Source organism: Mycetocola sp. Y442 (assembly GCF_056898615.1).
On record NZ_JBXHBV010000001.1, the window covers coordinates 1,205,680 to 1,225,742 of the forward strand.

Consider the following 20,063-nt stretch of genomic DNA (forward strand, 5'->3'; position numbering starts at 1 on the left):
GAACTGTAGCGATCGCGGGTCCGCCGCGAACATCGAGGCGCGCTTTGGTGGCTACGGGTTGAGGCGCTCAGCGGTGTCGACAACGTTGGTGAGCAACTGCACGCGCGTCATCGGGCCGATGCCACCGGGGTTCGGTGAGATCCAGGACGCGACCTCAGCGGCGGCCGGGTCGACGTCACCGACGACACGGCTCTTGCCGGTCTCCGGGTCGGTCTCCCGACTCACGCCGACGTCCAGGACGATGGCGCCAGGCTTCACAGCCGAGGCCTTCACAATCCCGGGCACCCCAGCGGCGGCGACGATGACGTCCGCCGTGCGCAGCAGGTCGTCGAGACCGACGGTGCCGGTGTGGGTGAGAGTGACCGTCGCGTTGTACTCACGACGGGTGAGCAGCGGCCCGATGGCACGGCCAACGGTGACACCGCGGCCGACGACCACGACGTGCTTGCCTGCCAGCTCGATGCCGTGCCGCTGCATGAGCTCAATCGCCCCACGCGGCGTGCACGGCAGCGGTGTCAGTATCGGCCGGTTGACGTTGAGGACGAGCCGCCCGAGGTTGGTCGGGTGCAGCCCGTCCGCATCCTTCTCCGGGTCGACCCGTTCGAGGATCGCGTCGGTGTCGAGGTGGGCAGGCAACGGCAGCTGCACGATGTAGCCGGTGCAGCTCGAGTCGGCGTTGAGCTCGTCGAGCACAGCCTCGAGCTCTTCCTGGCTGATCGACTCGGGCAGGTCGCGTCGGATCGACTCGATGCCGACCTCGGCGCAGTCGCGGTGCTTGCCGGCGACGTACCACTGCGACCCCGGGTCAGAACCCACGAGGACGGTGCCGAGGCCGGGCACAATGCCGCGTTCCCGAAGCGCTGTGACGCGCTCCTTCAGCTCGGACTTGATGACTGATGCGACGGCCTTACCGTCGAGGATCTGCGCCGTCATCGACTACTGAACCAGGCCGGGGTAGAGCGGGAAAGCCTCGGTCAGAGTCGCAACGCGAGCGCGGAGCGACTCGATGTCGGCGCCGGGCTGAAGCGCCGTCGCGATGACGTCGGCAACCTCGGTGAACTCGGCATCACCGAAGCCACGCGTGGCCAGCGCGGGCGTTCCGATGCGAAGTCCCGATGTGACCATCGGCGGGCGCGGGTCGAACGGAACAGAGTTGCGGTTGACGGTGATGCCGACCTCGTGGAGGGCGTCTTCCGCCTGCTGGCCGTTGATCTCCGAGTTGCGCAGGTCGGCGAGCACGAGGTGCACATCGGTGCCGCCGGTGAGGACGTCGAGGCCCGAGGCCCGCGAGTCATCAGCGGTGAGGCGCTCGGCGAGAATCCGTGCACCACTGAGGGTGCGCTGCTGGCGGTCCTTGAACTCGGGCTGCGATGCGAGGAGAAACGCCGTCGCTTTGGCGGCGATGACGTGCATGAGCGGTCCACCCTGCTGGCCAGGGAAGACGTTCGAGTTGAGCTTCTTGGCGAGCTCCATGTCACGGCTGAGGATGAAGCCCGAGCGGGGACCAGCGAGTGTCTTGTGCACGGTCGACGACACGACATCCGCGAACGGAACCGGTGACGGGTGGAGACCTGCGGCGACAAGTCCCGCGAAGTGGGCCATGTCGACCCAGAGCTTCGCGCCGACCTCGTCAGCGATGGCGCGGAAGGCGGCGAAGTCCAGCTGACGCGGGTACGCCGACCAGCCGGCGATGATGACCTGGGGCTTGTGCTCCAGTGCCTTCTCGCGAACGACGTTCATGTCGACGAGGAAGGTCTCCGGGTCGACGCCGTAGGAGACGGCGTTGTAGAGCTTGCCGGAGAAGTTCAGCTTCATGCCGTGGGTGAGGTGTCCACCGTGAGCGAGCTCAAGTCCAAGAATGGTGTCGCCAGGGGTCGCGATCGCCGAGAGCACTGCCGCGTTGGCGCTCGCACCCGAGTGCGGCTGGACGTTGGCGAACTCGGCACCGAAGAGGCTCTTCGCGCGCTCGATGGCGAGCGACTCGGCGACGTCGACGTATTCGCAGCCGCCGTAGTAGCGGCGGCCCGGATATCCCTCGGCGTACTTGTTGGTGAGGACGCTGCCCTGCGACTGCAGGATCGAGACGGGAACGAAGTTCTCGCTCGCGATCATCTCGAGGTAGTTGCGCTGGCGGCCGAGCTCGTTGTCGAGAACGGCGGCAATTTCGGGATCGACCTCGGAGAGAGGTGCATTGAACGTTGAAGACAAAACTGGCTCCTTAAGACAGCGGCGGACAAGAGAGGTAATCCGTATCGACCCAGGCGTTCGGCCGAATCCGTGTCAGTCGCTCCCCGATGGTGACCATCCAAATTCCTGATCCGGAACCGAGAGATGAGAAGTCTCCTGGTTCGTGGAGGGAACCTTTACGCCAGTTGCGACACGGCAATGGTATCAGGATGCCATCACCACACTCCCCGAGCGCTGGCTACAGTGGACAGACGCCCGAATCGCAGCGCTTCGGCGCCCCCGGGCGCACGGCCCTTCGGCAGCTCGGACACCGCAGTTCAAGAAACGGATCACAGATGAGACACCTCCCCGGCAGCATCGTTCCCCAGCCTGTAACGCAGGTCACACCGCCCGGGGCTGCACCCTTCGTTCTGACGACCGCGTCCCGGATCCTCGCGACGACCGCCGCGGCATCCGTCGCCTCGTACCTCGCCGGGCTGCTGCGACGATCGACGGGGTTTCTCGTTCCGATCATCGAACCGTTCGAGGCAGGCCCGGACGGCGGTGAGCCGGCGCCAGCGCACGACATTGCACTGCACCTCGACGTCGCCGACACCAGGAATCTCGGCGAGGAGGGCTACGCACTCGAGACGTCTGCACTCGGTGTGCAGCTGACCGCCGCCACCGTTGCGGGGCTGTTCTATGGCGTCCAGTCGCTGCGTCAGCTCTTCCCGAGCGACGTCGAAGACCGCACGGTGCAGTCCGTTGCGTGGGAGGCCCCCGCGACCACCATCACGGACCGGCCGCGCTATTCCTACCGGGGCGCCATGCTCGATGTGGCCAGGCACTTCTTCGGCGTAGACGAGGTGTGCCGGTTCATCGACATGATCACCCTGTTCAAGATCAATGTGTTGCACCTCCACCTCACCGATGACCAGGGCTGGCGCATCAGCATCGACTCTCGGCCGGAACTCACCGAGATCGGCGGTTCCACCGCTGTGGACGGCGACCCCGGCGGTTTCTACACCAAGGCCGACTTCGCTCGCATTGTCGAGTATGCGAGCGCCCGCTTCGTGACGATCGTGCCCGAGATCGACGTCCCCGGCCACACCAACGCGGCACTGTCAGCGCTGCCCGAACTCAACCCGGGCGGCACAGCGGCGGCGGCATACCTCGGCACAGAGGTGGGCTTCTCGACCCTCGACACGACGAGCGACGCCACCTGGGCGTTCCTCGACGACGTCTTCCGTGAGGTCGCCGAGCAGTCCCCTGGCCCGTGGCTCCACTTCGGCGGCGATGAGTCCCACGCCACACCGACCGACGAGTACCGGGAGTTCGTTGCGCGCGCGAGCCGGCTGGTCGCATCACACGGCAAGGTCCCGATCGCATGGCACGAGGCCGGAATCAGCACCGACCTCGCCCCAGGGACCGTCGGGCAGTACTGGAGCTTCCTCACGCCGCAGAACGACGCGGCCGATCGGGCACTCTCGTTCGTGCGCCAGGGCGGTTCACTGATCCTCTCCCCCGCGGATGTCGCCTACCTCGATATCTCCTACGACGAGTCGAGCCCGATCGGGCTGTCCTGGGCGGACGGGTTCACGACTGTGCGTGAATCGTACGAGTGGGAGCCGACCGCGATCCTTCCCGACGCCGCCGGGAACATCCTCGGCATCGAAGCGCCGCTCTGGACCGAGACCGTTCGATCGAGGGCCGACATCGACTACCTCGCGTTCCCCCGGCTCGTCGCGCTCGCCGAGATCGCCTGGTCGGTGCGACCGGATGAGTCAGACCGGCGGGTCTGGGCTGACTTCGCCGCTCGGCTCGAGGCGCTTCAGCCACGGTTTGAGGCACTGGGCATCAGAGCTGGGGCTCGCGTGAGCGCCACGGACACCGAGCCGGGGCTGTCCACTTAGGTTGCATCCGCGGTCGCGGCGATTGATAATGATTGTAAAGCGATAAATCAATCACTACCAATCATCGATACACGGAAACGGACGAATCGTGAACACTCAGACCGCCGGCGCGCACATGGCCGAAGAACTCCAAAGCCAGCCAGCGGTATGGGCACAGGCCGTCGACCTGGTCGCTGAGCCGAAGCTTCTTCCCCAGGCGGGTGCGAAGGTCGCGGTCGTCGGTTGCGGCACCTCCTGGTTTATGGCTCAGTCCTACGCCGCCCTGCGCGAGAACGCCGGCCTCGGAGTGACCGACGCCTTCGCCGCGTCCGAAGCGTTCGTCGACCGTGACTATGACGCCGTCGTCGCAATCACTCGCTCGGGAACCACGTCGGAAGTCCTCGAACTACTCGGCGGCATCCGCGGCAAGGTCCGCACCATCGGCATCGTCGGTGACACCTCGAGCCCCCTCGTCGACGCGGCCGATGACATCATCGCCCTGCCGTTCGCCGACGAGAAGAGCGTCGTCCAGACCCGCTTCGCGACAACGGCGCTGACCTTCCTCCGCGCATCGACCGGGGCCGATGTCTCACAGTCCATTGCCGACGCAGAAACCGCCCTCACGGAAGAACTGCCGGAACAGCTCATCGGAGCAGAGCAGGTCACGTACCTCGGTCGCGGCTGGACGGTTGGCCTCGCCCACGAGGCCGCACTCAAGATGCGCGAGTCATCGCAGGCCTGGACCGAGTCATACCCGGCGATGGAGTACCGCCACGGACCGCTCGCCATCGCCGCCCCCGGACGCGCTGTCTGGCTGTTCGGCGAGATGCCAGCTGGCCTCGACGCCGACGTCGCTGTGACCGACGCACACTTCGAGCACTCGGCGCTCGATCCCGTCGCCGACCTGGTCCGCGCCCACCGTGTCGCCCTCGAGCGCTCACTCCGCGCGGGACTCAACCCCGACCTGCCCCGGAACCTCACCCGTTCCGTCATTCTCGGCGCATGATCGAAACCGCCCCACCCGGCCAGCTGGGCACCGGCCCCGCTGTCCTCGCGTTCGATGTGGGCGGGACCGATACCAAGGCAACACTGGTTGGCACTGATGGCCGCCTGGTCGACACGGTGCGGGTACCGACGCCGCACTCCGTCGACGGCACCGCGGACGCCGTGCTGGCGCAGGTCGAAACCCTGGCCCTCCGGTTCCGTGCCGCGCACCCCGACACCGACATCCGCGCGGCTGGACTCATCGTGCCCGGCCTCGTCGACGACGAACTCGGCATCGGCGTGTTCTCCGAGAACATCGGCTGGCGGGACGTGCCGTTCCGCGCGCTCGCCGCCGAACGACTCGGCGTTCCCGTGTACTTCACCCACGACGTCAGGGCAGCGGGGGCCGCTGAGTACCAGCTCGGGAGCGCAGGCCAGTACTCGAACGTGCTCGTCGTCGTGATCGGGACCGGCATCGCCGGCGCGGTCTTCATCGACGGGAAACCGTACTCAGCTCACGGCTACGCCGGCGAAATCGGGCACTCGGTGGTGAGCCCCGGCGGGACCCCGTGCGCCTGCGGCGGTCGCGGCTGCCTCGAGGCGATCGGGTCGGCGGGCGCGATCAGCCGGCTGTACCGCGCTGGTCTGCCGGCGGGCGACCACGTCGACGGCCCTCTCGGCGCCCGTGAGGTGCTCGAGCGGGCCCGGTCCGGCGACCTGCTCGCGCAGCGGGTCTGGTCGGATGCGACGGATGCCATCGGCCTGGCGCTCGCCCAGAGCGTCGCATTGCTCGCCCCGGAGGCCATCGTGCTCGGCGGCGGACTCGCCCAGGCGGGCGACGCCCTGTTCGAACCGGTCGCCGAGCGGATGAACTCCTTCCTCACCTTCCACAGGCGGCCGGTCCTCCTCCCGGCGACGGTCGGCGAAAATGCGGGACTTGTCGGCGCCGCCCTCGGCGCCCGCGGCATCCTCGACCCATCGGCCGGTGCCCCGTGATCGTCACGGTCACGCCGAACCCGGCCGTGGACATCACCCTCACCCTCGACCGCCTGGACCTTGGGCACACCCACCGGGTCGCACCGGGCATCCGCCGGGCAGGAGGCAAGGGGCTCAACGTCGCGAGGGTCCTGACGAAGATGGGTGAAGACGCGCTCGTCGTTGCGCCGGTCGGACGAAACGACCTGGACTGGTTCGGCTCGGATCTCGGGCGTATTCCGTCCACGCTCGTCGGGGTTCCCGGAAACGTGAGGCAGTCGACCGCCATCGTCGAACCGGACGGGACGACGATCATCAACGAGACGGGCGTGGCCATCGACGCAGGGGCCTGGGCCGAGCTTCTCGCTGCCGTCACCGGTCGACTGGCCGACGCGACCTGCCTCGTCATCTCCGGAAGCGTCCCGCCCGGATGCCCTGACACTCTCTACGGTGATCTCGTCGCCGCCGGTCGCGCTGCGGGCATTCCCGTCATAGCGGATGCCACGGGCACGCAACTGCGAAACGCTGCCGTTGCCGGTGCGACGGTTCTCAAACCCAACGCGAGCGAACTCCTCGACACCACGGGCGAATCAGATCCGGTCGCCGGCGCTCGCGCGCTCCAGTCGATGGGCGCCGGCCTCGTGCTCGTGTCGCTCGGCGAAGCGGGCATGATCGCTGTTCCCGCCGACCCGGCGGAACCCGTGCTCGCGGCTCGGCTCGGCCGCGTCCTCGCCGGCAACCCGACGGGCGCCGGCGACGCGGGCGTCGCCGGCGTGGCAGCACTCCTCGCGCGGGACACCCGCGCACACCTCGACACACGGGCGATCCTCACCAGGGCGACAGCCTGGTCGGCCGCGGCCGTACTCGAACCCATCGCCGGCGACGTCGACCCGGGACGAATCACCGACCTCGAACGCGAGATCACCATCTCCCGTTACCAGGGCCACCCCACGACAACCACGGACGAGAGAAAGTCATGACGCTCGAGACGACGAGAACCCTGATCGACCACGCGTACAGGAACGGGACGGGAATCGGCGCTTTCAACGTGGTGTCGCTCGAGACGGCCGAGGGTCTCGTTTCGGCGAGCGAGCGCGCGGGTCTCGGCGTCATCCTGCAGATCTCTGAGAACTGCGCCCGTTACCACGGCTCGCTCGGACCGATCGCGCGCGCGACGCTCGCCCTCGCCGAGGCCGCGTCAACGCCGGTCTCGGTCCACCTCGACCACGCGGAGGATGAGTCGCTCGCACGGGAGGCCATCGACCTCGGTTTCAGTTCGGTGATGTACGACGGGGCGAAGCTCGAGTACGCCGACAATGTCGCGGCGACCCGGAGGGTGGTCGAAGCCGCTCACGACGCCGGCGTGTATGTCGAGGCCGAGCTGGGCAAGGTCGGCGGCAAGGACGGCGCCCACGCTCCCGGCGTCCGCACCGATCCCGTCGAAGCCGTCTCCTTCGTCTCCGACACCGGGGTCGACGCACTCGCCGTCGCCGTCGGCTCCTCACACGCGATGACAAACCGCGTGGCATCCGTCGATCTCGACCTGATCGCAGCGCTGCGGTCGGCGCTGACCGTGCCCCTCGTGCTGCACGGCTCCTCGGGTGTCGCCGACGCCAACATCGTTGCGGCCATCGGCTCCGGGATGACCAAGATCAACGTGTCGACCCACCTCAACGGCTTCTACACCCGCGCCGCGCGCGCGGTACTCGACAATGACGACGCGATCGTCGATCCGCGCAAGTACCTCACCCCCGCCCGGGAAAGCCTGAGCCGGGAGGCACAACGACTCCTGACACTCTTCGCGCGCGGGATGGCCACGACGGAAGCACTCGATGAATCGCGATGAGCGACTGCGCGCCGTACTCGACCTGCTCGCTGAAAACGGCCAGGTCGAGGTCGACGACCTGACCGCGTCACTCGGAGTCTCCCCAGCGACCGCCCGCCGTGACCTCGACACCCTCGCGAGGCAGCAGTTGCTGACCCGCACCAGGGGTGGCGCCGTCGGTAATTCAGTCGCATACGACCTGCCGATCAGGTACCGGCACGAATCGAACGCCGAAGCGAAGCAACTGATCGCGCAGGCGGCGAGCGCCCTGGTTCACCGCGGCAGCGTCGTCGGTTTGTGCGGGGGCACAACGGCGACCGCGATCGCGACGGTTCTGTCGACGCGATCCGACCTCTCGGAGCCGTCCCCGGAGCCGAGCCTCACGATCGTGACCAACGCCGTGAACATCGCCGCCCAGCTCGCCATGCGTCCGCAGTTCAAGGTGGTCGTCACAGGCGGAGTGGTGCACCCGCGATCGTACGAACTCGTCGGACCGTACAGCGACATGGTCCTCGAGGGGGTGGCGCTTGACCTGGCCTTCATCGGGGTCAACGGCGTCGTGCCTGAGCACGGCGCTTCGGTCAACGACGAGTCGGAAGCGCACGTCAACCGGCTGATGGCATCGAGGGCCGCCCGAGCGTTCATGGTGGCGGACTCCACCAAGATCGGTGTTCGGTCGTTCGCGACGGTCGGCGGGGCCGAACTCTTCGGCAGTTTCATCACCGACGACGGGATCACCGCCGAGCAGAAAAGCGCGTTCGCCGCCGACGGCATCGACGTTATCGTTGCATCGTGACTGAACTCGCTCCAGCGCCCATCGACCTCGTCATTCACTCGGTCACGCTCGTCACCGGCGGGCACGTCACGCCCGAGGCGTTCGTGGCCGTGTCCGGCGACGTCATTGCTGCGGTCGGCTCCGGGCCGGAGTGGACACAGCTTGGCGCGGCAGAGACCGTGAACGGGGAAGGCCTCACCCTCACTCCCGGCTTCATCGACATCCACGGGCACGGGGGCAACGCGCGATCATTCGACGACGGTGCTGACAGCATCCGCTCGGCCCTCGAGGTCCACCGCAGCCACGGCACGACCCGGTCCGTGCTCTCGCTCGTCACCGCAACCGTCGACGACCTCGTCGACCGCGTCGGCACCATCGCCGACCTCGCCGAGGCGGACCCGACGATCCTCGGTTCTCACCTCGAGGGTCCCTTCCTCGACATTGGCAGGCAGGGTGCCCACAACCCTGAGCTGCTGCGCGCTCCTGACCCCGAGAGCATCGACCGCCTCGTCGCAGCGGCTCGCGGCACGCTCAGGCATGTCACTCTCGCCCCCGAGCTGCCGGGAGGCCTCGACGCCATCCGTCAGTTTGCCGACGCGGGCGTCACAGTGGCGGTCGGGCACACCAGCGTCGACTTCGACGGCGCCCTCGAGGCGTTCGAGGCGGGGGCGAGCATCCTCACCCACGCGTTCAACGCGATGAACGGCATCCACCACCGCGAACCGGGACCGGTCGCAGCCGCGACCTCCTCACCATCGGTGACCCTCGAGATCATCAACGACGGTGTCCACGTTCACCCCGAGGTCGTTCGGATGGCGTTCGCTTCCGCACCGGGCCGAATCGCCCTGATCACGGATGCCATGGCTGCAGCCGGTTCGGACGACGGCGTCTACCAGCTTGGTTCGCTGTCGGTCACGGTGACGGACGGTGTCGCCCGGCTCACCGACGGCGACTCGATCGCCGGATCGACGCTCCTGCTCGACGAGGCGCTTCGGCGTGCGGTGTTCGACGTCGGCATCGAACTCACGGATGCCGTCACGGCGCTCACGACGACGCCTGCCCGCGCGATCGGGCGCGCTGGCGACCTCGGGCAGCTCGCGCCCGGTTTCGCTGCCGATGCCGTGCTTCTCGACGACGACCTCACCGTCGTCGGCGTGTGGGCAGCGGGCGACCGGGTCACTTAGCGCCGAGACCATCAGTTCCGGTCGAAAACACCCCGCGCAACTGATGCGCTCGACCGCACGTGATGCGCTCGCCTGCCGGACCATTCACCCGTGCGGTAACGATGCCCTCTGTGCAAGGCTGTCGTCATGCCGCTCACCGACCCCAGGGACGACCTCGCCATCTACCTGCAGCGCGCCAGGGAGGCGCTCCTGTGGAAGCTCGACGGGGTGTCGGAGTACGACGTTCGCCGCCCGCTCGTTCCGACGGGCACGAACCTGCTCGGCCTGATCAAGCACATTGCCGGCGTCGAGGCTGGATACCTCGGCGAGACCTTTGGCCGGCCGTTCCCCGAACCGCTGCCGTGGATGGACGACGATGCCGAGCCGAACGCCGACATGTGGGCAACGGAAGACGAATCGCGAGAGTCGATCATCGCGTTGTACCGGCGCGTGTGGAAACACTCGGATGCCACTGTCGCCGCCCTCGATCTGAGCGCCGTCGGGCGGGTGCCCTGGTGGCCGCGGGAGAAGAGCGAGACCACCCTGCACCGGATCCTCGTGCACCTCGTCGAGGAAACCAACCGGCACGCGGGCCACGCGGATATCGTCCGTGAACTCATCGACGGTTCCGTCGGGCTCAGGGCCGGCACGTCGAACCTGCCAACGGATGACGAGAGCTGGTGGGCGAGCTACGTCAACCGGCTCGAGCAAACCGCGGTGGCCGCAGCCGATCGCGCGGCGACCTGACGCGCCAACCCGGCCCCGGCTCGGCAGTGCGCACTCGTCCGCAGCTGGCACCCGGTAGCGTACCGGGAACGGAGGTGAATATGCAGGCTCCTGAACCGGTTCTCCCGACAGAGGACATTCCGGACGCGCCCGTCATCGTGCTGCTGGCGAGCGCCCTCCTCGGCCCTGCCGCCTGGGAACCGGTCCAGCGCGAATTACGCCGTCGGGGACACGAGGTGGTCATCGCTCCGCCCGCCGACGAGCCGGACCCCGTGACCCCGATCGATGCGGCCCTGGGCTACGCGACCGCGGTTCCCGCCGACCGCACGGTCATCCTCGTGCCGCATTCCAATGCGGGCAACTTTGTCCCGACGCTGATCGACATCCGCACGGTGGCCTGCGTGGTGTTCGTCGACGCGGTCGTTCCTGTCTCGTCGGGTATCCAGAAGCTCGCGGTAGCCGCTGTGCTCGACCGGGTCGAACCCCTCGCCGACGAGGATGGCCTGCTCCCCGTCTGGACTGACTGGTTCGACGAGGAAGACATCGCCAGACTCTTCCCTGACCCGGCGACGAGGTTCCACATCGAAGCGCAGCAACCCCAGCTTCCCCTCGATTTCCTCCGCGGCGCGCTCAGGATCGACGCGGGCTGGGACACGACGCCAGCCGGTTACCTCGCCTTCGGCTCGACCTACGCCGATGAGGCCTCCCGGGCCCGATCACGCGGGTGGCCTGTCATCGAACTGGACGGCCGCCACCTCCACATGCTCGTCGACCCTGCCGGCGTCGCCAACGCGATCCTCGACCTCGTCAGTCGTGCAGCGCCACAACCCTGAAACCACCCGACAGACGGATGCCGTCAGCACGTCGCGTGGAGCTGTCCGTCCCGGTTATTTGTCGGGTTCGCCCGCGGTTCGTTGTTCGTAGGCGGCCCCGGTATCGGCGTCGGGACCCGTTGCTGCTGCCGCCCTCTCCCGCTCGATCCGCTCGACCCGGTCGGCGAGCTCATCCCGGATCAGCAGGTCACGACGCAGGTGATTCGACCGGTAGGCGGCTCGCGCGACCATGTGCGCGGTGATCGGAGCTGTCAGCCCCTGGAAGATGATGATGGCCGTGAGGAGCGCGAAGGTCGCTATCCGCGGGTCGTTCACGGCGACCCCGGCAGAGGCGCACATGAGGCCGAGGATCTGCGGCTTCGTTGCGGCGTGGAGCCGGGACAGCACGTCGGGGAACCGGAAGAGACCGATACCCGCTGCAGCGCACATCAGCGCGGCAACCATGACGAGGGTGATGGTGATGATTTCGCGAACGCTGTCCCAGATCATGTCTCATCCTGTTTCGCCATGAAGCGGGCAAAGCTCACCGAGCCGAGGAATGCGAATGCCGCGAGAACGAGGATGACGGGCAGCGTCTCGGTGTGCTGGTTGAAAGCCATTTCACTTCCGAGCACACACATCACCGTGGCAACGAAGACGTCGGAGGCGATGACGCGGTCGAGCAGGCTCGGCCCCTTGATCACCCGGTAGAGCGCGGCGACAGCCCCGATACTGAAGAGCACACCGGCGATAATGATCGCAACCTGCATCAGGAGCCTCCTCCCGTGTCGGATCTGGTCAGGTGGTTGGGCTGGCGCACCCGCCAGACGTCGTCGTTCGAACCGATGGCCATGACCAGTCGTTTCTCCGTGGCGAAAACCTCGTCGCGGAACTCCTCAAGGTCCTGCTCGGTGCGGACGTTGATGACGTGGACGTAGAGCACGGACTCCTGACGGTCGACATCGACCACGATCGAGCCGGGAACGAGCGAGATGGCTTCGGCGGTGAAGGTCATGATGAGGTCGGACCGGGTGTCGAGCGGAATCGCGATAACAGCGCTCGACGGCTTGTACCTCGGGTTGATGACCAGCCAGGCCACGTCGATTGACGCCCGCGCGATGTCGACGATGAGCCGGACGAAGAACACCAGGAGGTACCAGACGTTGACGCGGCCGCTCAGATCGATCGCCGGCAGGTAGAACATCAGCGAGATCACAACGGCGAGAATCACTCCGGTCAGGACCGTAAGCACCGTCACCTGGCCCCACACCAGGCACCAGAGCACAACGAGGCCGCCGAGCAGCGCGAACTGGCTGACCGCCCTGATGTGGTGTCCCGAGTCTGAACTCATTGCACACCCCCCGGGAACACGGCCTCGACGTAGGTGGAAGAGACTTCGAAATCGGATGCCGTGCGCTCGGCGAAGGCGAAGAGCGGCCCGGCGAAGAGAGTGAGGCAGACGGTCAGCGCAACCATTCCTGTGGTTGCACTGAGCATCAGGGCGGGGACGCGCTTGGACATCACGGTGACGCCCCGGTCCTCCGGGCCCTCCGCAAGCGACTTGAGCAACGGGGATGAATAACCCTCGACCTCGCTCTCCGACCGCCAGAAAGCCATGTTCCATACTCGCGCGAGCGCGTACAGCGTGAGCAGGGAGGTGAGTGCTCCCGCGGCGATCAGCAGGTAGGACAACGGCGTTCCCAGCTCGACGCCGGCCTCGAACAGGCCGATCTTGCCGAGGAATCCGGAGAACGGCGGGATGCCCCCGAGGTTCATCGCGCCGATAAAGAACAGCACTGACACGAACGGGGACGCCTTGAGGATGCCGCCGAGCCGGTTGATCGAGGTCGTGCCGCCGATCCGTTCCACGAGTCCGGTCGCGAGGAACAGGGTCGTCTGCACGATGATGTGGTGGATGATGTAGAAGATCGTCGCCGCCAGTGCGGCCTGACTCCCAATGGCGATACCGAAGATCATGTAGCCGATGTGGCTGACGAGGGTGAACGACAACAGCCGTTTGATGTCGGCCTGCGCCAGGGCGCCGAGGATCCCGATGAGCAGCGTGAGCAGGGCGATGATCATGAGCGGAACGTCGATATCGACGTCGGTGAACATCACGGTGTCTGTCCGGATGATGGCATAGACGCCGACCTTGGTCAGCAAACCGGCGAACACCGCCGTCACGGGTGCCGGTGCCGTTGGGTACGAGTCGGGGAGCCAGAACGACATCGGGAACACAGCAGCCTTGACGCAGAATGCGACGAGGAGCGAGATGCACAGGATGAGCTGCACATCCATGGGAAGGTCCCTGACCCGCTCGGCGATGAGTGCGATGGTGACCGTGCCGGTGGCCGCGTAGATGAAAGCGATCGAGGCCAGGAAGATGATCGACGACGTGAGACTGATGATGATGTAGGTCACGCCGGCGCGGATGCGCGCACCTGTTCCACCGAGCGTCAGGAGCACATAGCTCGCCGAGAGCAGCATCTCGAACCCGACATACATGTTGAACAGGTCGCCGGCGACGAAGGCATCGAACAACCCGGCCGACAGCACGAGGTAGGTGGGGTGGAAGATCGTGACCGGTGTATCCCGGTCGCCGTCGGCGATACCCTGGCCGGCGGCGAAGATGAGCACACCGAGGAGCATCAGCGCGGAGATCAGCACCATGATGACCGCGAGCCGGTCGGCAACGAGGACGATACCGAACGGGGCATCCCACGCACCGACATCGACGACGACAGCTCCGTGCCTGTCGACGTGGACGAGCAGGATGGTCGCCAGCACGGAGACCGCGCTGAGCGCGAGAATACTGACCGCGACCTGCGCACGCCGGTAAGCGCTGAGAACCAGCGCGAGGGCGGCGGCGAAGAGCGGGATCAGGACGATGAGCGGCAGAATCGCGGTCATGTGCGTCTCCCCTTCTCGTTCCTGCCTGTGTCGTCCGAACGGTCCGGGCCGGAAGAATCGTCCCGGCCCTCTGCGTCGCCCGGGTCGTCCGGATGCTCGTCGCTCGCCGCGAGCAATTGCTGGATTGCCGCGTCGTCGAGGTCGACGGCATCGAACGTTGCCTCGGTCAGCGCCTGGGTGTCTTCGGTGTGCTGGTCGGGTACAACGTCGCCCTGGTCGCCGAGCTGCGCGAGCCACCACGACCGGTAGATGAGCGCGAGGACGAAGGCCGTGATCCCGAAGTTGATCACGATGGCGGTGAGCATGAGAACCTGCGGCACCGGGTCGACCATCGACTCATCGGATGCCGTGCCCGTGACGATCGGCGCGCTGCCGCTCGGTCCGCTGACGAGCAGGATGAGGAGGTTGGTGGCGTTACCGACGAGCATGAAGCCGATGAGCACGCGGGTCAGCGAGCGCTCCAGCATGACGGTAATCCCGACCGCGTAGAGAATGGCCATGAGGATGATGAGTGTCAGTGACGCGGTCATCGCACTGCCTCGCTCTCGGAGAAGTCGTCCTGCGCTTCGCCCGACAGGTCTGCGTCCTCCTGCTGGCGGTCGATCTCAGCCCCGAGGCTGCGAAGGATATCGAGCGTGAGGCCGACCACGACGAGGTACACCCCGAAGTCGAAGATGGTCGACGAGCCGAACGACAGGTGTCCGAGGATCGGCACGTCCGCCTCAAGGTAGACCGACTGCAGTGCAGCGCCGCCGAAGAACATCGAGGCGATGGCGGTGCCAACGGCGAGGGCGAGGCCGAGTCCGAGGATCTTGCCGGCGTCGACGGGGATCGCCTCGGCGAGCTCGTAGCGGCCGCCGGCAAGGTAACGGGCGACGAGCGCGAGCCCCGCGAGCAGTCCGCCGGCGAACCCTCCTCCCGGTGCGTTGTGCCCGGCAAAGAGCAGGTACACCGACACCACGATTGCCGGGTGGAAGAGCAAACGCACCAGGACCTCGAGCAGGACTGACCTGTGGTCGCGGGCGAGCGTCCGGCCGGCGAGCAGCCAGCTCATCCGGTTCGAGCTGGCCTCAGGGCCCGGTGCGAGCGGGTCGACGACAACGCGGCGGCGATTGCGGCCGCGACGCTGCTGCTTGGATCCGGAGAGCCGCGGAATCGGCCCCGTCCTCCCGGTGACGAACAGGAGGCTCGCGATTCCCGTTGCGACAACAACGAGGACGGAGATCTCCCCCATGGTGTCCCACGCGCGAATGTCGACGAGGACGACGTTGATGATGTTGAGGCCGTGCGCACCTTCAACAGCGAGCCTCGGCCATTCGGCGCCGATGCTCTCGGCCTGCCGCGCACCGAGCGCGATGATCGCAACGATAGCCATCGTGACCCCAACGGCGACGCCGATCGCGGCTCGAAGAATCCTCCGCACCGGCTTGTTCCGCTGCGCGATTCTGGTCGGCAGCCTCCGCAGCACAAGAACGAAGACAACGAGCGTCACCATTTCGACGAGGGCCTGTGTGAGCGCGAGGTCGGGTGCGCCGTGCAGGGCAAAGAGGGCGACCATTCCGAAACCTGTGGTTCCGACGAGCAGCACCGCGCTCATCCGCTGCTTCGCCTTGCCCGCCATGACCGCAGCCGTCGCAACGGCAACGGCGATGAGGACCTGCTCCGGGTAATCCCACAAGCGGATGCTGTCTGGCCAGCTTCGGTTCATGGCGGACGCAACCCCGAGGGTCAGCACGTAGACGACGAGGATCGTGCCGAGGTACTGGGGCAGTCCGCCGCGCTGGGCGAAGATCGTCGTGCGGGCGGACAGCCGGTCGATGAACTGGATGATGAGCCAGTAGCCGCGTGAGCTATCGAACATGGGCGACACGGCATCCTGGACCCTGGCCACCCATTTGCGCCGGATGAACAGGACGACACCGAGCAGCACCACGACCGCCGACACCGCGAGTGCGGGTTCGAAGCCGTGCCACAGCGCCAGGTGGTACTCCCCGTGACCTGGCATGGTGTCGGCGTACGGCTGGAAGAAGGGGTCGACGGCGGACGCACCAACGCCGAGTGCGATCGTGGCAGCCGCGAGGATCGCGGGAGCGGTGAGAATGCCCCAGCCGTCGGAGTGCAGGACTGTCGGCGCGCGATCAGGCCGAGTCGCGAACGCGCCCCAGAAGAAGCGGATGCTGTACGCCACGGTCAGCACGGAGCCGACGGCTGTGCCGACAAGCGCCACCCAGCCCCAGACGTCGCCGGCGCGCCCTGCTTCGAGGAACGCGGTGAAGACGGCTTCCTTCGCCACGAAACCGAAGAGGGGCGGGATTCCGGCCATCGATGCAACAGCGATGAGGCTGATTGCCGCGAGCATCTTCGACTGCCTGCCGATGCCCGAGAGTTTGCGCCAGTCGCGGGTGCCTGCCCTGTGATCGATGATGCCGACGACGAGGAAAAGCGCTGCCTTGTAGATGGCGTGGGCGACGAGCAGCGCGGCGCCGGCGATTGCCGCGTCGTATCCACCGAAGCCGACGATCACCATGAGGAAGCCCAGCTGGCTCACTGTGCCATAGGCGAGGACGAGCTTGAGGTCGTACTGGCGCAGCGACCGCCAGGCGCCGACGAGCATCGCCAGCACTCCGAGCGACACGAGTACCTCAACCCAGCCAGGCGTATCCGAGTACCCGGGGGCCAGGCGCGCCACCAGGTAGATACCCGCCTTCACCATCGCGGCGGCGTGGAGATACGCGCTCACCGGCGTTGGCGCAGCCATCGCGGCCGGGAGCCAGAAGTGGAACGGGACGATCGCAGACTTGGACAGCGCGCCGACGAGGATCAGGAGGATCGCGACGGTGGTTGCCGGTGAGCTGAGGCCCTGGTCGACGATCGAGGCGATGGATGTCGTTCCGGCCTGAACGCTGATCATCACAACGCCGATGAGCATCACGAGCCCGCCGAACGTTGTGACGAGGAGCGCCTGGAGCGCGGCACCCCTGCTCTCCTTGCGATCGACGTAGTGCCCGATGAGCAGGTAGCTCAGCACGCTCGTGATCTCCCAGAACATGAACATCACGATGATGTCGTCGGCGGTCACGAGTCCGTACATCGTGCCGGCGAAGGCGAGCAGGAGAGCCGCGAACCGGCCGAGGCCCGGTTCATCGCTGGAGAAATATCTGGCGCAATAGACGAGGACGAGCCCGCCGACACCGGTCACGATGAGAGCGAGCAGCCAGGCGAGAGTATCGACCCGGAACGACAGCGCAATACCGAGCTGAGGGATCCACGGGATGGTCTCGACGATGGAACCGCCCGCGAGAACGGTTCCTGTCTGCGTCAGGGTGTAGACGAACGCGCCGAACGGAAGCAGCGAGATGACGTAGAAGACCCGCGTCGACAACCAGCTGGTGAGGATGTTCGTGGCGCACGAAACCACGAGGAAGGCCAGCAGGAGAAGCGCCATGGAGGTCTCTCGGGTTTGGATCGATTGGTCTTTAGTTTAACCGACGGAGGAGGAGTCCCCGACCGGTTGTTCGTCCCGCGACCGTGACCGGCGCTCGGTGACGTGGATGGTCAGGACAATAATCACGAGTCCGAGCAGGGTCAGCGTGACATTCGCGACCGGAAGGAATCCGACACCCTGCCAGTCCAGGAGGACCGCGCCGACCAGCGCTCCCCCGCCGATCCCGGCGTTGAACGCGGTGGTGTAGAAGGCGCTCGCGGTGTCCCGGATCCTCGGGCTTGCGGTGTGCAGCATCCTCGTTTGCAGGAGCGGGGCGATCAGGCCGAACGCGAGCCCCCAGACGATGAGGGCGAGGCCGGAAAGCCACAGCGTCGACGTCGACATGGCCATCACAGTGACGGCGACAGCTGTCGTTGCGAGCGCCGCGATGAGACCCATCGACGTTCTCCGTGCGAACACCGTGCTCGTGAGCACGAGGCCGACCGCGCCCGCTCCCCCGTAGATGAAGAGGGCTGCACTGAGGTGCTCCGGCGCGAGGCCCATGCTGTCGGTGACGAACGGCGCGATAAAGGTGTAGAGCGCGTAGTGGCCGATCATGACAATGGCGACGGTGACACAGATCGCCGCGACGGGAAGAACAGTCGGGTCTCGCCGCGGTTCCGACTCGAGCCGGGAAGGGATGGTTTCCCGTTCCACCTTCGGCAGCCAGCGCAGCACCGCGAGGGCACCGAGGCCGAGGGCGATGGCAATCGCCGCAAACGCCCAGCGCCACCCGATCGACTGACCGAGAACCGTGCCGAGCGGAACCCCGAGCACGAACGCGAGGGTTCCGCCGCCGAGCGTGATCGATACGGCACGCGCGATCTGGTCCTTGGGCACTAGGTGTGCGGCGTACGCGGGGACGAGCGCCCAGAACAGGCCGTGCGCAAGGCCACCGAGCACCCGCGACGCGACGACGAGTTCGTAGGTGGGCGAAATCGCCGTGAGCAGGTTACTGAGACCGAGCACGATGAGGATGCCGACCATGAGTGCGTGTCGCGGCAGGCGAACGGTCGCCGCGGTGAGCGGCGCGCTCGAGACGACAACGGTGAATGCGAAGAAGGTCACGAGCAGGCCGACCTGCGACGGCGTGACGCCGAGGGAGCGGCTCATCTCGGGCAGGAGCCCGGTCGGGATCATCTCGCTCGAGACGGAGAGGAAGACTGTCGCGGCGAGCGCGATCAGGCCGACCCAGGGGAACGGACCGGCGGCAGGCGCGGCGGCGCGCGGGTGTGAAACGGAAGATGTGGTCATCGGGGATATCCAACGATGGCGTTCACTCGATCGGCCGTACGGCAGGATCCGAGTTCGTCTACGCGCTGGTGTGCGCGCCCAGGGCCGACGGAACGCGCCGACCAGAATTGAGTCTACCCGACGCTCCCTGAGGCGACCCGGACGCCCAACGCTCGGAAGAGCATCCGTCACCGGTTAACCTTGAACAGTGATCACAGCTTCCGCACACCACGAACCTCAGAACCACTGGGTCCTCACCTTCGTCTGCAGCGACCAGCCCGGCATCGTCCACGCGATCAGCGGGGCCGTCGTCGCCGCGCGCGGCAACATCACCGAGAGCCAGCAGTTCTCGAGCGCGGATACCGGACGGTTCTTCATGCGCCTGCAGGTCGAGTCACCGGGCAGCCGCGAGGACTTCGAGGCAGCGATAGCCCCCGTCACCGAGAACTACGACATGACCTGGCGCCTCGACGTGGTCGGACGCCCCCTGCGCACGCTCGTACTCGCGTCGACAGCGGCGCACTGTGTCAACGACCTGCTGTTCCGGCAGCGGGCTGGACAGCTCCCCGTCGAGATTCCGCTCGTGCTCTCAAATCACGGCACCCTGCGCGACCTCGCGTCGTTCTACGGCGTTCCGTTTGAATCGATCCCGGTGACGGATGCCGCGTCGAAGGCGGCGTTCGAACGGCGCATTCTCGACGCGGTCGACGAGTTCGACATCGAGCTCGTTGTGCTGGCCAGGTACATGCAGATCATCTCCCCCGAACTCTGCGAGCGCCTCGCCGGCCGGGCCATCAACATCCACCACTCCTTCCTCCCCGGATTCAAGGGAGCGAACCCGTACCGCCAGGCACACGCCCGTGGTGTGAAGCTCATCGGCGCAACGGCGCACTTCGTGACGAGCGACCTCGACGAGGGACCGATCATCGAGCAGAACGTGGTTCGGGTCGATCACTCGCGCAGCGCGTCTGAACTCGTCGCGATCGGCCAGGACGAAGAGAGCCGCACGCTTACCCAGGCGGTCAAGTGGTTCGCTGAAGACCGGGTCCTGCTCGACGGTGCGCGCACCATCATCTTCAAGTAATCCACACGACCGCCCTGCGGCCCGGCGCGCTGGC

At 66.7% G+C, this 20,063-nt stretch carries 19 protein-coding genes and 1 riboswitch; of the genes, 10 read left to right on the forward strand and 9 right to left on the reverse strand.

The window, feature by feature from the left end:
* Nucleotides 1–51: 51 nt before the first annotated feature.
* Both AC1X6S_RS05740 and glyA read right to left on the reverse strand, forming a co-directional pair.
* On the reverse strand, nucleotides 52–933 hold the full coding sequence (locus tag AC1X6S_RS05740) for a bifunctional methylenetetrahydrofolate dehydrogenase/methenyltetrahydrofolate cyclohydrolase (RefSeq protein ID WP_483404798.1): 882 nt from the start codon (nucleotides 931–933) through the stop codon (nucleotides 52–54).
* Between the two features lie 3 nt (nucleotides 934–936).
* Nucleotides 937–2,208 carry a serine hydroxymethyltransferase gene (gene glyA, locus AC1X6S_RS05745; protein WP_483404799.1) on the reverse strand — a complete coding sequence of 424 codons (1,272 nt, stop codon included), beginning with the start codon at nucleotides 2,206–2,208 and terminating at the stop codon, nucleotides 937–939.
* Nucleotides 2,209–2,248: 40 nt separating this feature from the next.
* A riboswitch (ZMP/ZTP riboswitch) is annotated at nucleotides 2,249–2,386 on the reverse strand.
* 136 nt (nucleotides 2,387–2,522) lie between these two features.
* On the opposite strand from glyA, the gene AC1X6S_RS05750 reads away from it, so the two are divergent.
* From AC1X6S_RS05750 to AC1X6S_RS05790, 9 genes are all read left to right on the forward strand, one after another.
* Complete coding sequence (locus AC1X6S_RS05750) at nucleotides 2,523–4,079, forward strand: family 20 glycosylhydrolase (protein WP_483404800.1); 1,557 nt, start codon at nucleotides 2,523–2,525, stop codon at nucleotides 4,077–4,079.
* An 88-nt stretch (nucleotides 4,080–4,167) separates the two neighbouring features.
* The gene (locus AC1X6S_RS05755; protein WP_483404801.1) at nucleotides 4,168–5,064 is read left to right on the forward strand and encodes an SIS domain-containing protein; all 897 of its coding nucleotides are present in this window, start codon (nucleotides 4,168–4,170) and stop codon (nucleotides 5,062–5,064) included.
* Entirely contained in the window at nucleotides 5,061–6,038 is a 978-nt protein-coding gene (locus AC1X6S_RS05760; RefSeq protein WP_483404802.1) for an ROK family protein, read from the forward strand. Before AC1X6S_RS05755 ends, AC1X6S_RS05760 begins: the two co-directional genes overlap by 4 nt.
* Nucleotides 6,035–6,997, forward strand: a complete 963-nt coding sequence (locus AC1X6S_RS05765; RefSeq protein WP_483404803.1) for a 1-phosphofructokinase family hexose kinase — start codon at nucleotides 6,035–6,037, stop codon at nucleotides 6,995–6,997. The genes AC1X6S_RS05760 and AC1X6S_RS05765 overlap by 4 nt, the downstream gene beginning before the upstream one ends.
* Entirely contained in the window at nucleotides 6,994–7,863 is an 870-nt protein-coding gene (locus AC1X6S_RS05770) for a class II fructose-bisphosphate aldolase (protein ID WP_483404804.1), read from the forward strand. The genes AC1X6S_RS05765 and AC1X6S_RS05770 overlap by 4 nt, the downstream gene beginning before the upstream one ends.
* On the forward strand, nucleotides 7,850–8,638 hold the full coding sequence (locus tag AC1X6S_RS05775; protein WP_483404805.1) for a DeoR/GlpR family DNA-binding transcription regulator: 789 nt from the start codon (nucleotides 7,850–7,852) through the stop codon (nucleotides 8,636–8,638). The genes AC1X6S_RS05770 and AC1X6S_RS05775 overlap by 14 nt, the downstream gene beginning before the upstream one ends.
* Nucleotides 8,635–9,801 carry an N-acetylglucosamine-6-phosphate deacetylase gene (gene nagA, locus AC1X6S_RS05780; protein ID WP_483404806.1) on the forward strand — a complete coding sequence of 389 codons (1,167 nt, stop codon included), beginning with the start codon at nucleotides 8,635–8,637 and terminating at the stop codon, nucleotides 9,799–9,801. Before AC1X6S_RS05775 ends, nagA begins: the two co-directional genes overlap by 4 nt.
* Before the next feature lie 126 nt (nucleotides 9,802–9,927).
* Nucleotides 9,928–10,527: a DinB family protein gene (locus AC1X6S_RS05785; protein WP_483404807.1), complete on the forward strand. Its 600-nt coding sequence runs from the start codon at nucleotides 9,928–9,930 to the stop codon at nucleotides 10,525–10,527.
* Between the two features lie 80 nt (nucleotides 10,528–10,607).
* Nucleotides 10,608–11,339: a hypothetical protein gene (locus AC1X6S_RS05790; protein WP_483404808.1), complete on the forward strand. Its 732-nt coding sequence runs from the start codon at nucleotides 10,608–10,610 to the stop codon at nucleotides 11,337–11,339.
* Between the two features lie 54 nt (nucleotides 11,340–11,393).
* Here the strand turns inward: AC1X6S_RS05790 and mnhG are convergent, their stop codons facing one another.
* Genes mnhG through AC1X6S_RS05825 form a run of 7 tightly spaced genes read right to left on the reverse strand, consistent with a single transcriptional unit; the run spans nucleotide 11,394 to nucleotide 18,966 of the window.
* The gene (gene mnhG, locus AC1X6S_RS05795) at nucleotides 11,394–11,828 is read right to left on the reverse strand and encodes a monovalent cation/H(+) antiporter subunit G (protein ID WP_483404809.1); all 435 of its coding nucleotides are present in this window, start codon (nucleotides 11,826–11,828) and stop codon (nucleotides 11,394–11,396) included.
* Entirely contained in the window at nucleotides 11,825–12,088 is a 264-nt protein-coding gene (locus tag AC1X6S_RS05800; protein WP_483404810.1) for an MrpF/PhaF family protein, read from the reverse strand. Before AC1X6S_RS05800 ends, mnhG begins: the two co-directional genes overlap by 4 nt.
* Nucleotides 12,088–12,669: a Na+/H+ antiporter subunit E gene (locus AC1X6S_RS05805; protein ID WP_483404811.1), complete on the reverse strand. Its 582-nt coding sequence runs from the start codon at nucleotides 12,667–12,669 to the stop codon at nucleotides 12,088–12,090. Before AC1X6S_RS05805 ends, AC1X6S_RS05800 begins: the two co-directional genes overlap by 1 nt.
* Complete coding sequence (locus tag AC1X6S_RS05810) at nucleotides 12,666–14,228, reverse strand: Na+/H+ antiporter subunit D (RefSeq protein ID WP_483404812.1); 1,563 nt, start codon at nucleotides 14,226–14,228, stop codon at nucleotides 12,666–12,668. The genes AC1X6S_RS05805 and AC1X6S_RS05810 overlap by 4 nt, the downstream gene beginning before the upstream one ends.
* A complete protein-coding gene (locus tag AC1X6S_RS05815) occupies nucleotides 14,225–14,758 on the reverse strand; it encodes a sodium:proton antiporter (protein WP_483404813.1) in 534 nt (177 codons plus the stop codon). Before AC1X6S_RS05815 ends, AC1X6S_RS05810 begins: the two co-directional genes overlap by 4 nt.
* Nucleotides 14,755–17,673, reverse strand: coding sequence for a Na+/H+ antiporter subunit A (locus AC1X6S_RS05820; RefSeq protein WP_483404814.1), 2,919 nt, complete (start codon nucleotides 17,671–17,673; stop codon nucleotides 14,755–14,757). The genes AC1X6S_RS05815 and AC1X6S_RS05820 overlap by 4 nt, the downstream gene beginning before the upstream one ends.
* Before the next feature lie 36 nt (nucleotides 17,674–17,709).
* A complete protein-coding gene (locus AC1X6S_RS05825) occupies nucleotides 17,710–18,966 on the reverse strand; it encodes an MFS transporter (RefSeq protein ID WP_483404815.1) in 1,257 nt (418 codons plus the stop codon).
* Nucleotides 18,967–19,156: 190 nt separating this feature from the next.
* Here AC1X6S_RS05825 and purU point away from each other — a divergent pair, with 190 nt between their 5' ends.
* Nucleotides 19,157–20,029, forward strand: a complete 873-nt coding sequence (gene purU, locus AC1X6S_RS05830; RefSeq protein ID WP_483404984.1) for a formyltetrahydrofolate deformylase — start codon at nucleotides 19,157–19,159, stop codon at nucleotides 20,027–20,029.
* The last annotated feature ends 34 nt before the right edge of the window (nucleotides 20,030–20,063 follow it).